This window comes from Brevundimonas naejangsanensis (assembly GCF_000635915.2).
Classification (GTDB): Bacteria; Pseudomonadota; Alphaproteobacteria; order Caulobacterales; family Caulobacteraceae; genus Brevundimonas; species Brevundimonas sanguinis.
The window spans coordinates 1,271,253-1,285,005 of sequence record NZ_CP015614.1 but is presented as its reverse complement, the minus strand read 5'-3'; the positions used below and the strand labels follow the sequence as shown (position 1 = coordinate 1,285,005).

Sequence of the window (13,753 nt, the reverse complement as noted above, 5' to 3'; positions counted from 1 at the left end):
GCCTTGCCGCCGTCGCCGAAACCCCTTACGGAGCAACACTTTCCGGCCCTAGGCGCCCATAGCTCAACCGGATAGAGCACCCGCCTTCTAAGCGGACGGTTGCAGGTTCGAGTCCTGCTGGGCGCGCCACGCCTCTAATCCACGCGTCAGATCGGCGAGCAGATCGGCCGGATCCTCCAACCCGATATGCAGGCGCAGCAGTTGGCCGGGCAGGTCGGGCGCGTGCTGCCGATAGGCCAACTGCGGCGTCTCGTAAGTGATCAGGCTCTCGAAGCCTCCCCAGGAATAGCCCATGCCGAACAGGTTGAGCGCGCGCATGAAGGCGTGGTCCGCCGCCTTGTCGCCGCCCTTCATCACCACGCCCATCAAGGACGCCGCGCCGTCGAAATCCCTGCGCCAAAGCGCGTGCCCGACCGAGTCGGGCAGGGGCGGGTACAGCACGCGGGAGACCTCGGGCTGTTCCTGAAGCCATTCAGCGACCTGCAGGGCGGCGCGCGCCTGGGCCTCATAGCGCAGCGGCAGGGTGCGCAGCCCGCGCAGCGCCAGCCAGGCGTCGTCTGGCGAGACATGCCAGCCCATGTCCTCGATGACGTTGCTGATGGCTCGGATGATTTCGGGCGCCTGCGCCGCGACGCCGCCCATCAGAAGGTCCGAATGCCCCCCTGCGTATTTCGTCAGGGCCTGAACGCTGACATCGACGCCGTGGGCGAGCGGGCGAAAGGCCAGACCGGCCGCCCAGGTGTTGTCCATCACCGTCAGCACGCCACGCGCCCTGCAGGCCGATGCGAGAGCAGGCACATCCATCATTTCAAAGGTGAGGGAGCCGGGCGCTTCGATCAGCAGCACCCGCGTCCGGTCATGCACCTGATCCATCACCGCTTCGACAGAGGCCCCGGCCGGGTGAAAGCGCGCGGCGACGCCTCTGTCGGCCATGTGGCGTGTCAGAAACCGCCGCGTTGGGCCATAGACGGCCTCGGTCGTCAGCACTTCGTCGCCCGGCCGCAGAAGGGCGGTGAGGGGCACGGTGACCGCCGCCAGGCCGGACGGAACCAGAAAGGCCTCGCTTGCCCCCTCGAGGTCGGCGAGAGCCGCCCGCAGCTCACGCGCCGCGCTGGTCCCGTCCAGCCCATAGACAGGCCCGTCGCTGGGGTCCTGCATCGCCGCCGGATCGTCGCTCAGCATGGTGGAGGCGCGTTCGATCGGCGGATTGACAGGCCGGCGACCCAGGCCGCGTCGCGTGGCGCCGGCGATCAGTCGCGTGCGGTCCGACAGCTTCGGCATAGGGGCTCCGAGTAGTGTGGGCGTTCAAGGCCATGTTGGCGTTCGATGGCGAGGCCGACAAGGCGCGCGATGGCTCGGCGTGGCGAGGGGCTGCCGACCTGCGGCGGGCGGGCGCAGCAATCATTGGAGCAGCCGCCAAGAACTCAGATCAATGAAAATCCCGCGACCCCGGCAGAATGCGCACGTCGCGCGGGTGTCGGTGGGACGGGTGGCGCGACGGCTGCGGGTGAGCGACGACGTCTGCGCGAGACAGTTGAATGTGGGCCTCGTGGTCCTCCGACAGGCGGGACAGTTCTGCGCTGCGGTCGAGGATGCGGCGAGCGACGACGTGGACGACGCCTTCAGGGCTTTTCTCGACCACGCCTTCGACCTGCATCAGGCGGGCGCCCATGACCTCGCGCCGGAACTGGTCCAGCATCCGCGCCCACAGGACCACGTTGGTGATGCCGGTCTCGTCTTCCAGGGTGACGAAGACGGCGGCGCCCTTGCCCGGCCGCTGACGCACCAGGACCACGCCTGCGACCTGAACGACGGAGCCGCCGCGCTTGGCCTCAGTCGCCGCGCAGGTCAGCACGCGGTCAGCGGCGAAGATGGGGCGCAGGATGGCCATGGGGTGGGCCTTCAACGACAGGCGCGCGGTCTGATAGTCGGCGGCGACGTGCTCGCCCAGCGGCATCAGGGGCAGATGGGCGTCGGGCTCAGCCCCCAGTTCGCGGGCGCCGCGCTCGCGCGCCTCGGCGGCGGCGAACAGGGGCAGAGGATCATCGTCGGGCAGGCGACGCACCGTCCACAAGGCCTCGCGACGGTCCTTACCTAAGGAGCGGAAGGCGTCCGCGTCGGCCAGCTTGCGCATGGCGGCGCCGGGCAATTCGGCGCGTCGGGCCAGTGTTTCGATATCGACGAAGGGCCTTTCGGCCCGCGCTGTCGACAAGGCGTTGGCCCAGTCCTCTCTGAAGCCGTCGATCTGGCGAAGACCCAGGCGCAGAATGGGCGCGTCGGCAGGGCCCTCCAGACTGTTGTCCCAGTGGCTGTATGAGACGTCGATGGCCCTCACTTCGACCTTTCCGACCTCCTGCGCTTCGCGCACGATCTGGGCGGGGGCATAGAAGCCCATGGGCTGGCTGTTTAGCAGGGCGCAGGCGAAGGCCGCCGGGTGGCGATGCTTGATCCACGACGAGACGTAGACCAGCCGGGCGAAACTGGCGGCGTGGCTTTCGGGGAAGCCGTAGGAGCCGAAGCCCTTGATCTGGTCGAAGCAGCGCTGGGCGAAGGCTGGATCATAGCCGCGCGCGACCATCCGACTGACCATGCGAGTCTCATAGGCGTGCAGTTTGCCGTCGCCGCGGAACGTGCCCATGGCCTTGCGCAGGCCATTGGCCTCGCGGTCGCTGAATTCGGCGGCGACGATGGCCAGTTTCATCGCCTGCTCCTGAAACAGGGGCACGCCGAGGGTCTTGCGCAACACCTGTTCCAGTTCGTCGGGCGGGCCGTGATCGGGGGAGGGCGAGGAATAGACGACCTCCTCCTCCTTGTTGCGGCGACGCAGATAGGGGTGGACCATGTCGCCCTGAATCGGGCCAGGGCGGACGATGGCGACCTGGATGACGAGATCGTAGAGGCAGCGTGGCCTTAGGCGGGGCAGCATGTTGATCTGGGCCCGGCTTTCGACCTGGAAGACCCCGATGGACTGGCCCCGACACAGCATGTCGTAAACGGCTGGGTCCTCGCGCGGGACGGTGTGCAATTCCCAGTCCTCATGCTCATGCGTGCGGATCAGGTCGAAGGCCTTGCGGATGCAGGTCAGCATGCCGAGCGCCAGAACATCGACCTTCATCAGGCGCAGGGCGTCGATGTCGTCCTTGTCCCATTCGATGAAAGTCCGGTTCGGCATGGCGGCGTTGCCGATGGGGACCATCTCGTCCAGCCGGTCCTGGGTCAGGACGAAGCCTCCGACGTGCTGGCTGAGATGACGGGGAAAGTTCAGCAGGCGAGACGCCATCTCGACCGCGCGGGCGATCATGGGGTTGGCGGCGTCCAGTCCCGCCTGAACGACGTGGCGATCGTCGATCTCGGTTCCCCAACTGCCCCAGTGGCTGGCGGCCAGACGGGCGGTGATGTCCTCGGTCAGGCCCAGGACCTTGCCCACCTCGCGGATGGCGCTGCGGGGGCGGAAGTGGATGACGGTGGCGGCGATGCCGGCGCGGTGGCGCCCATAGCGTTCGTAGATGTGCTGGATGATCTCTTCGCGCCGCTCATGCTCGAAATCGACATCGATGTCGGGCGGTTCGTTACGGTCTTCGGACAAGAAGCGCTCGAACAGCAGGTCGGATTCGGCCGGGTCCACCGAGGTGATGCCCAGGACGTAGCAGACCGCCGAGTTGGCGGCCGAGCCGCGCCCCTGACACAGGATGCGCTTGTCACGCGCCACGCGGACGATGTCGAAGATGGTCAGGAAATAGGGGGCGATGTCCTTGCGGGCGATAAAGGCCAGTTCCTTGTCCAGCAGGGCCTGGACCTTGTCGGGAACGCCGTCGGGATAGCGCATGGCGGCGTGACGCCCCGTAAGCTCTTCCAGCCAGGCCTGCGGGGTCCAATCGGGCGGGACCGGCTCTTCCGGGTATTGATAGCTGAGTTCGGACAGATCGAAGGTCGCGCGCGACAGGAAGGCCGTCGTCTCGGCTGCCGCCTCGGGCGCGTCTTTGAACAGGCGGACCATTTCGTCCACGGGCTTCAGCCAGCGTTCAGCGTTGGCTTCCAGCCGACGGCCGGCGGTCTCGATGCTCACGCCTTCGCGGATGCAGGTCAGGACGTCCTGCAGGTCACGGTCATCGGGCGCGGCGTAGAGGGCGTCGTTCAGCGCCAGCAGCGGAACGTCCGCCCACGCCGCCATGGCCTTCAGCCGGGCCAGCCGGCGCCGGTCGTCGCCGCGCCTGTGCAGGGCGGCGCCCAGCCAGACCGCGCCCGGCGCCGCCTCGGTCATGCGAGTCAGCACCTCTTCCAGCCCTGTCAGCCGATCGGGCGGGACGAGGATCAGCAGCAGGTCTTCAGGATCGGCCAGCAGGTCGCGCAGGCCGATCTCGCACTCGCCCTTTTTCGTCCGGCGATTGCCCAGGGTCAGCAGGCGCGTCAGGCGGCCCCAGCCCGCGCGCGTTTCGGGATAGGCGATGACGTCCGGCGTCCCGTCGTTGAAGACCAGCCGCGCGCCGGTCAGCAGGCGGAAGTCCGTCGCGCGCCGCTTTACCTCTTCGGACAGGGCCGGATCGTTCAGCGGATTCTCGATGAAGGCGATCTCGCCCGGACTGCCGCCCTCGCGCACCTTGTCCGGCGGAGCCAGACCTTCGGCCCGTAGCTCCTTCAGCGCGCTCCAGGCTCGCACCACGCCCGCTACGGTGTTGCGATCAGCCAGCCCCAGTCCGGCATGGCCGCGCAGGATCGCGGTCAGCACCAGATCCTTGGGATGCGAGGCGCCGCGCAGGAAGGAGAAGTTGCTGGCCGTCGCCAGTTCGGCATAGGCGCCGCCAGGGTCGAGCCTGCTCATGCGAACAGGCCGTGGATGAACCAGCGCGGCTCGGGCGTCTCGCCATAGAGACCCTGGCGGAACAGCCAGAAGCGACGGCCGTCCCGATCCTCGACCCGGTAATAGTCGCGGGTGCGTTGGCCCGGAGCGCGCCACCATTCGCCGCTGATCCGCTCGGGTCCTTCGGCGCGCGTCACCTCGTGCAGGACGCGGCGCCAGCGGAACTTCAGAGGATAGCCGTCAGGGACTTCGGCCAGGGTTTCGACCGGCTGGGGCGGATCGAACATCTGCAAGGGCCGCAAGGGCGGATCGTCGGGATCGAGGTCGGGCCAGGTCTCGGCGCCATGGCGGGCCGAGGCCGGAACCAGCCGCGCCGCCCGTTCGGGAATGTGCGAGGCGAAGGGCTCGAAACGCAGCACGGCCTCTGGCCCCAGGCGCGCGGTCAGCCGGTCGACCAAATGACTGAAGGCCTCCTCGCCGGGCGTCTCGCGCTCCAGTCCCTGCTGGGCCGGCGCCAGGATCTGGGTCCAGGGCACGGACATCCGCATCTGGTCGAAGCCGAAGCCGGGGTCCAGCGGGACGGCCAGGGCCGCCATCCGCTCGCGGAACAGCCGCAGGGTCGCGTGCGCCTCGCGGGTCGGACGGCCGGTGCGGACGGCGATCCGACGCGTCTCGCCGTCCACGCGATAGAAGCCGGCCTCGAAGGCTCGGCCGCCTAGGCCTGTCTGGCTCAGTCGGTCCATGGTCTCGATCAGCAGGTCGGACAGAACCCGCTCGATGTCTTCAGGCGCCGAGATCGGCTCGAAGAAGACGCGGTCGACCACGACGGGTGCGGCCGCACGATGCGGGGTGATGCGCACGTCCTCGTCGCCCAGAACCCGCGCTAGCCGGGCGGGAAAATCGGCGCCGAAACGGGCGGCCAAAGGCGCGCGGGGCCGGTCGTCCAAGTCAGCCAGACGTTTCAGCCCTGCGCGGCGCAGGGCCTGCTCCTCCTTTTGCGGCAACTCCAGAGCGGCGACGGGCAGGCGGCGTGCGGCGGCGCGCTCCTCCCCGGGCTCGAACCGCCCGCCGGATCCGAAACGCGCCAGGGCGCGAGCGACCTGAGGCGTTGCGGCCAGGGCGCATCGCGTTTGAAGCCCGGCGCGTTCGGCACGCGTCTGAACCGTCCGCATCAGGTCCGCTTCGCCGCCGAACAGGTGCGTGCAGCCGCTCACGTCCAGCATCAGGCCATGCGGCGGGTCGAGCGCGATCATGGGGGTGAAGCGGCCGAAGTCCTCCAACACCCGTCCCAGCAGGGCGTCGTCCAGGTCCGGTCGATGGGCGACGACGCGCAAGGCGGGGGTTCGCGCCCGCGCATCGGCCAGGGCGAGACCGGGGGTCAGTCCCGCTCGCGCGGCCGTCGGATCGACCGCCGCTAGCCGCAGGGCGCCCTTGATCTTCTCGGCCAGGACGACGGGCGTATCCTCAGGCGGCGCGTCTTCGCGCTGCTCCTGACGCCGCAGTCGGTCGCTGGGCAGCCAGAGGAACCAGACCGCCAGATAGCGGCGTGGGTGCGCGGAAGGTTCGCTGTTCACGATCCCACTCCATGATCCAGGTTCCGGTCGCCCCGCCGCCGCGCCGCCGCAGCAGGGTCGCCGAAAAAGACGGCCGCCCCGGCGCCTCGCCTTCCAAGGGTTCTGAAGCGCAGGACGCCACTGACCAGCGGGTCTCGGCCGCGCTGGGGCAGGGCAGGGCGCCCGCCCGCGCCAGGAACAGGGTCGCGCCGCCCGCCTCGGCCGCCAGAGCCAGTCGCCGGCTGGCCGTCAGGCTGAAGGCCTTGGCCTCGCCCCAGGAGCTCAACAGCACGGCGCCCACGGCGGGACTGCGGAGGGCCTCTTCACCCACGGCCAGCAGGGTCTGCACGTCGCGCGCCCGCACCACCAGCAAGTCCCGCGGCGACAGGCCCATCTCATGCAGGCCCGGACCGTGCGGTCGCCCCGCCTCCTGGGCCATCATCTCATGCAGGCCCCAGACGATGGGCCGCTCCGCCGTCGCCCGCAGCGCCATGCCCAGCCCGAAGGCGTTGACCGCCACCGCGTCGGCGGGCGCAGCGGCGTAGAGATCGTGAACCACGCCGGTCGCCAGAGGGGCGAAGACATCCTCACCCGCATGACGTTCAGTTGTAGCGACGCGTCGTGCATCACATCGCTCAAGCGCCTCCAGCCGCGCCTTCAGCGCAGTCAGCGCTTCTGGTTGTGAACGCATGTTCCTCATTTGTTCTATATGCGCTCCTGCCCATGGGAGGAGTCAAGCGAGGCAGAAAGATTATCCAGCCTTGAGCTTAGGACCCGGCGATCTCCGTTTAGCGCCCCTGCAATGATAAGACGGCGGCGCCGCTTTGAGATGATGTTTGGGTGACGGGCGGCATGTCGCCACACGCTACGACTCCTTGGCCTAAGACGGAGCGCGCTTGGTCGTGCTGGTGCAACGCAACGGGGCGGCGGCCCTAAGGTATTTTGGTGCTCGGATGGGTCATGCCGCTTTTCATTCATTTAGTGCTAAGTTAATGAATGAGGGCCGGAGAGGGTTCTAGAAGCCAGCCCGGCGTATGGGAGGCTTCAAAAACGTGACTGATAACACTGTGCCGCTGTGCTCGATCCTCGCTCATCACGCGGCGAGGAGGCCTGGACGCCTTGCGCTCATCATGGACGACCTGCGTCTGACCTATGCGGAGTTGGACGCGCGCTCGACGAAGCGCGCGCGCTTCATGCAGGCCCGTGGGGTGGGGCAGGACGACTACGTCACCGTGGCGCTGCCGAACGGGCTGGACTTCTACGAAACGATCTTTGGTATCTGGAAGCTGGGGGCGACCCCGAACGTGGTGTCCGCTCGCCTGGCGCCGGTCGAGTTGGAGCACATCCTTGACCTGGTGGGGCCGAGCCTGTTCGTCGGCCAATGCCCGCGTGAGGACATCCCCACGGTAGATGGCGCTTTTGAGGGCTATCAAGCGCTCTCGGCCGAACCTCTGCCGCCGGCTGTCGCCAAAAACTGGAAGGCCATGACCAGCGGGGGGTCCACGGGGCGGCCCAAGGTGATCGTCGACGCCATGCCGGCGCAGTGGGACACCACCGAAGGTTTCCTGCACCAGCAACCCGGCGAGGTCGTCCTGAACCCGGGGCCGCTGTATCACAACGCGCCGTTCCACTGCATCACCATGGCCATCTTCACCGGCAACACCATTGTGGAGATGCAGAAGTTCGACGCCCAGCGGGCCCTCGATCTGATCGAAGAGCATGGCGTAAACTGGGTGACGATGGTCCCGACCATGATGCATCGGATCTGGCAGCTGGGGCCGGAGGTCCTGGGCCGCTACAAGCTTCCGACCCTGCGCATGATGCTGCACATGGCGGCGCCCTGCGCGCCCTGGCTCAAGGAAGCCTGGATCGACTGGTTGGGTAGCGATCGCGTCTGGGAATATTACGGCACCACAGAGGCGACAGGCTCGACCATCATTTCCGGGACCGACTGGCTGCAGCGCAAGGGTTCGGTGGGCAAGGTCCGGCCGGGTTATGACCTCAAAATCCTGGACGCCGATGGCCGTGAATGTGCGGTGGGCGAGGTGGGCGAGGTCTTTTTCCGACCAGAAACCGGACCGTCGTCGACCTACCATTATCTGGGCAGCGACTCGCGCCTGGTCGGCGAATACGAGACCATGGGCGACCTCGGCAGCGTGGATGCGGATGGCTATCTGTATCTGTCGGACCGTCGCAACGACCTGATCATCTCGGGCGGCGCCAATATCTATCCGGCCGAAGTCGAGGCGGCGCTGGAAGCTCACCCGGACGTGCGCGGCAGCGCCGTGATCGGGTTGCCGCACGACGAATGGGGTTCAGTGGTGCACGCCATCGTGCAGCCGATGGACGGCTCGACCCTCAGCGAAGAGGTTTTGCTGGAGTTCATCAGCGCGACGCTGAGCCGTTACAAGATGCCGAAACGCATTGAGTTCACCAACGAGGCCTTACGTGACGAAGCGGGCAAGGTCCGGCGCGCCGCTTTGAGGCAGGCGCGCCTGCCTCAATAAGGATTGCGGCCGGTCGGGACGCGCGTCAGCTTGACTGGGGCGCGTCCTTTTTCTTGCTGGCGGCGAAGACAGCGGCGAAGCCCGCGGCCATGAAGGTGACGAAACGCTCCCGCACGGCTTGAAAGTCGTCAGAACTGCAAGCGCCGTTCGATAGACGGTCAATCCGGCCCGTGCGCGACAGGATCAGGGTGTAGGCGCCGGACGTCAGTTGGAAACACCAGAAGAGGTCTTCGTCGCTCGCATCAGGGACGGCCTTCTTCAGCAGTTCGATCAGGCGCAGCACCAGGGGATCGAAATACTCGTCCATCAGCTCCGTGCCGTAGCCGGGCGCATTGTTGACCTGGGCGAAGATGCGGCCAAAGCTGCGCCAGCCTTCTTCGCCATGGATATAGGCGTCAAAGGCGTTGTCGTAGAAAGCGCGCAGGGCCCCCTCGATGGTCACGTTGTCGCCGACGGCATTGGCGTAGTCGTCCAGCCCGGCGATACGCGCCGATACGGCCAGTTCAACCCGCCGCTCCCACACAGCCTCGAACAATGACTGCTTGCCGTCGTGGTAGTAGTGGATCAGGGCGGGGTGGATGCCCATGGCGTCTGCGACATCCTTGATCGTGACGCCGAAGTAGCCGCGTTGAGAGAATAGATCCTCCGCCGTGTCGAGAATCAGTTTTTCGGTCGCTGCGCGTTGTTCAGCGCGCGAGCGGCGGACTTTTTTCTCAGGCGTGGTGGCCATTGGGGCGGGACTCTCCAGTAGGCGCTCTGACGTGACGATCTGGATGAAATGGTACCCATCCGAGCGGCTGGCGCGATGCTCCGTCATGAATAACACGCATTTCATTTAGCTGCGACAAAATGAACTTGACGGGAAAGTTTCATTTAGTGCTAAGTGAATGAATGGGTGGCTGGCCGAGGCGGCGGCCACGAACTAGAGCGGCCAAAGTCGCCATCGGGAGGTCAATTTGAAAGTCGTTCGTCATTCGACGAAGCGCGCAGCCGTGTGCGGCGCTTCTCTGCTCACCCTCATGCTGGCGGCCGGCCAGGTTCAGGCCCAAGAGGCCGGGCCGGACGAAGAGGCTGTCGCCGTCGACGAGATCATCGTCACGGGTACGAGCATCCGCGGCGTGCCCCCCGTGGGCTCCAACCTCATCGGCGTGAGCCGCGCGGATGTCGAGCGTCTTGGTGCGGCCAATACGCCGGACATTCTGGCGTCCGTGCCCCAGCTGAACAGCTTCAACACCGCGCCTGTGGCCGCCAGCGGCGGTTTCGGCACCTTTGCGCCGGGCATGCGCGGCCTGCCGTCCAGCGCCACCCTGCCGCTGATGAACGGTCACCGCCTGGTGGCGGCTGCAGCCAATGACACCGCGCCCGACTATCCGCTGATCCCGGCTCTGGCGATCGAGCGTGTGGAGGTCGTGGCCGACGGCGCCTCTTCGATCTACGGCTCCGACGCTGTCACGGGCGTGGTCAACTTCATCACCCGTCGCCGTGTCGACGGCGTCGAGGCGAGCGCCAACTACGGCGTGGGCGACGCCTATTATCAGGGCCACTTCGGCGTGCTGGCCGGCAAGACGTTCGCGCGCGGCTCGGCGCTGGTCGCCTATCAGTACACCCAGAACGACAGCATCACCGGCGGCGACCGCGACTATCGTACGCAGGACTTCACCAAACAGGGCGGGCTGGACGCGCGGGCGGTCAACTGCCCGACGCCGAACGTGCTGTACGATACGAGCTTCTACGCCGTGTATCACGCGGCACCGGGCCTGGTCGCCGGCACGAAGAACTACTGTGACAACGGCGCCGTAGTCGATCTCTACCCCTCGACAGAACTGCACAGCCTGTTCGCGTCGGGCGAGTATCTTGTCTCTGACAAGATCCGGCTGTGGGGCGAGGCCCTCTATGCCGACCGCCATGACGAAATGCGCGTGGGGCTGCCGGTTCAATCGGTGGCGATGAGCGCCGCCAATCCCTTCTTCAGAGGCCCGGCGGGTGGCGCGGCCAATGTGGCCTATGTGCTGTTCCGCCCGGACAACATCGTCGGCGCCGACCACTTCATCAACCGAGACGACAAGCAGGTCTTCAACGGCTCGGCGGGCGTTGATTTCCAGCTGGCGCGCGAGTTTGAACTGACGCTGGGCGGCACGTTCGGCCGGACGGACAACGACGCCTATATTCCGGCCATCAACACTGCGGCGATCACGGCGGCGGGTTTCGGAACCACGGCGGCGACGGCGCTGGATCCGTTCGGCAGCGGCACTTCGGAAGCGGTCAAACAGGCGATCCTCGCCAATGCGGCTACGGCGGTGGGCATCACCCAGACCATGGACATGGCCTCGGCCCGTTTGAGCGGTCCGCTGTTCGAGCTGCCCGGCGGCACGATGAAGATCGCTCTGGGCGCCGAGTACCGGAAGGAAACCTTTGAGCAGCGTGGGGTCGTCGGGGCCTCTCCGGTGCCGGAGAAGCTCGACCGCGATATCAGCTCATTTTACGGCGAAATCTTCGCCCCGCTGGTCAGCGAAGCCAACGCCCTGCCGCTGGTGCAGAAGCTGTCGCTGTCGCTGTCGGGCCGCTACGACAAATACGGCGACTTCGGCGAAACCTCGAACCCGAAGGTCGGCGTAAACTGGACACCTACCAACGGTCTGGACCTGCGCGCCTCTTACGGCCAGTCGTTCCGTGCGCCGGGCATGCGCCAGATCGGCGCGACGGTCGGGGCCTATTATCTGGATGCGGCGACTTCAGTGGTCGGCGCCAATGACCCGACGCGCGGACCCAATCAGGTCGCCACCATCTATCTGCTGGGCGGGAACAAGAACCTGCAGCCGGAAGAGGCTGAAACCTGGTCGCTGGGCGCGGACTGGACGCCGTCCTTCGCACCCAACTTCAAGGCCAGCGTCACCTACTACAATATCGAGTACATCAACACGATCGGCGTGCCCTCGGCCGCCATGGTCTTCACCGATCCGACCTTCTCCAAGGTCATCCATCGCGACCCGACCCCGAGCGAGCTTCAGGCCCTGCTGGCCGGCCATGTGAACGTCAACGTTCCGTCGGCGATCCCGGCGGCCGTGAACTTCCTCGACCTGCGCCTCAACAACTTCGGGATGCGCAGCACCGACGGTCTGGACATGTTCTTCCGCTACAACTGGCCGACCGATTTCGGTCTGGTCTATGCGGACCTGTCGGCCAACTACATCCTGAACTACGACGTCAAACAGACGCCGAACTCGGCGGTGGCCGACAGCCTGGACCTGGGCATTCCGCAAACGACGGCGCGCTTCACCCTTGGCGCCGACGTGGGCGCCTGGAGCGTGGCGAGCTTCGTCAACTTCCGCGGCGAATACACCAACAACTACGCCACCCCGACCGGCGTGGCCCAGTACACTTCGTCGCCGTACGTGACGGTCGACCTGCGCGTGTCCTGGACGCTGCCCGACGCCGGCTGGTCGCAAGGCATGACGGCTTCGCTCCAGGTCAATGACCTGCTGGACGAGACCCCGCCATACTTCCCCGCCACCGACGGCATCGGCGGGGCCTACAACCCCATCGGTCGTTTCGTTGCGCTGAACCTGCGCAAGAAGTTCTAAGAAGCGACCTGTGGTGGCGTGATGAGTCATGAAGCACTGGCCCGGTCTCTGGGCTTTGATCCGGAAGCCCTGAAGGCTATTCGCCCGAAACTGCAGGCCTTCGTCGATCGCGACGAACTGGCCGGGATGGTGGCGCTGGCCTCGCGTAACGGGCAGGTCTTCTATGAGGAGCAGATCGGCTGGCAGGACCGCGAGGCTGAAAAGCCGATGCGTCCGGACAGCCAGTTCCGCATCGCCTCGATGAGCAAGCCGGTGACCTCGGTCCTGGCCATGATGCTGGTCGAGGACGGGCGGATGGCGCTCGAGGATCCGGTCACGCGCTGGATCCCCGAGCTGGCCAATCGTCAGGTTCTGCTCGACCCGGCGGGGCCGCTGGACCAGACCGAGCCGGCTCACCGCGACATCACGGTCGAGGACCTTCTGACCCACCGGTCGGGACTGGCCTATGCGCCCTTCTCCGAAGGGCCCATCCAGGCGGCCTACAACGCGGCGCTGGGGGATCCCGGCATCAATGAGAAGTCGGTCGATGAATGGCTGGCGGGGCTGGGGACGTTGCCGCTGTCGTGCCAGCCGGGGCACCATTTCCACTATGGGCACTCGACTGAGGTTCTCGGCTTCCTGATCGGCCGCGTCCTTGGCGTTCCGGTGCGCGAGGCCGTGCTGGAGAAGGTGCTGCATCCGCTGGGGATGATGGACACCGACTTCTGGCTGCCGAAAGACAAGCTGGATCGTCTGGCCAGCCTCTATGCCTATCGGGAGGGTGTGGATGGACTGGCCCGGGTGGACATCCCGGTCTTCGACGCCCCGCCCGAATATACGCCTGCGGGCGGCGGACTGGTGACGACCGCACCGGATTATCACCGCTTCGCTCGCATGCTGCTGAACAGCGGCGAGCTGGACGGCGTTCGTCTGCTCAAGCCTGAGACGGTCAAGCTGATGCTGACCAACCGCCTGACGCCGGAACAGCGCAAGTATCCGTTCGCGGGCATGGACCTGTGGACCAAGTCCGGCTTCGGCCTGGGTCTGGCGATCACCGAGGATCTGACCGACAACCCCTATGGCTACGGCGAAGTCGGCAGCTTCACCTGGCCGGGCGTGTTCGGCACGTGGTGGCAGGCCGATCCGGCCAACGACATGGTGATGATCTTCCTGATCCAGCACCAGGTGCCGGTTTCCGCCAACAGCGGCTCGACGATCGCCACGGGGCGCGGCGCCGCCGGGCGCAAGGCCCTGCCGGTGTTCCAGCAAGGCATCTATGGCGCACTCAACGAGGCCGGGCGCTCGGCCTGATCTGGCCGTGGAGTTCGGGGCGAA

General features: G+C 66.6%; 8 protein-coding genes and 1 tRNA gene. 4 read left to right on the top strand and 5 right to left on the bottom strand.

What is annotated here, in order from left to right; translation table 11 throughout:
- Positions 1-52: 52 nt before the first annotated feature.
- Positions 53-129, top strand: a tRNA-Arg gene (locus DA69_RS06050).
- On the opposite strand, the gene metC is transcribed toward DA69_RS06050, so the two are convergent.
- From metC to DA69_RS06030, 4 genes are all read right to left on the bottom strand, one after another.
- Positions 88-1,281: a cystathionine beta-lyase gene (gene metC / locus DA69_RS06045; protein ID WP_082891522.1), complete on the bottom strand. Its 1,194-nt coding sequence runs from the start codon at positions 1,279-1,281 to the stop codon at positions 88-90. The two genes, DA69_RS06050 and metC, sit on opposite strands and share 42 nt — an antisense overlap.
- A 148-nt stretch (positions 1,282-1,429) precedes the next feature.
- Complete coding sequence (locus tag DA69_RS06040; RefSeq protein WP_025976851.1) at positions 1,430-4,819, bottom strand: error-prone DNA polymerase; 3,390 nt, start codon at positions 4,817-4,819, stop codon at positions 1,430-1,432.
- Complete coding sequence (locus DA69_RS06035; protein WP_025976852.1) at positions 4,816-6,372, bottom strand: Y-family DNA polymerase; 1,557 nt, start codon at positions 6,370-6,372, stop codon at positions 4,816-4,818. Before DA69_RS06035 ends, DA69_RS06040 begins: the two co-directional genes overlap by 4 nt.
- Positions 6,263-7,042 carry an ImuA family protein gene (locus DA69_RS06030; protein WP_025976853.1) on the bottom strand — a complete coding sequence of 260 codons (780 nt, stop codon included), beginning with the start codon at positions 7,040-7,042 and terminating at the stop codon, positions 6,263-6,265. The genes DA69_RS06035 and DA69_RS06030 overlap by 110 nt, the downstream gene beginning before the upstream one ends.
- Before the next feature lie 343 nt (positions 7,043-7,385).
- Between DA69_RS06030 and DA69_RS06025 the strand changes: the two genes are divergently transcribed.
- Positions 7,386-8,858, top strand: coding sequence for an AMP-binding protein (locus DA69_RS06025; RefSeq protein WP_029972419.1), 1,473 nt, complete (start codon positions 7,386-7,388; stop codon positions 8,856-8,858).
- A gap of 25 nt (positions 8,859-8,883) precedes the next feature.
- On the opposite strand, the gene DA69_RS06020 is transcribed toward DA69_RS06025, so the two are convergent.
- A complete protein-coding gene (locus DA69_RS06020; RefSeq protein ID WP_327020085.1) occupies positions 8,884-9,675 on the bottom strand; it encodes a TetR/AcrR family transcriptional regulator in 792 nt (263 codons plus the stop codon).
- A 175-nt stretch (positions 9,676-9,850) separates the two neighbouring features.
- Between DA69_RS06020 and DA69_RS06015 the strand changes: the two genes are divergently transcribed.
- The gene (locus tag DA69_RS06015) at positions 9,851-12,439 is read left to right on the top strand and encodes a TonB-dependent receptor plug domain-containing protein (RefSeq protein WP_235599225.1); all 2,589 of its coding nucleotides are present in this window, start codon (positions 9,851-9,853) and stop codon (positions 12,437-12,439) included.
- Between the two features lie 21 nt (positions 12,440-12,460).
- A complete protein-coding gene (locus DA69_RS06010) occupies positions 12,461-13,729 on the top strand; it encodes a serine hydrolase domain-containing protein (protein WP_025976967.1) in 1,269 nt (422 codons plus the stop codon).
- Positions 13,730-13,753 lie beyond the last annotated feature (24 nt).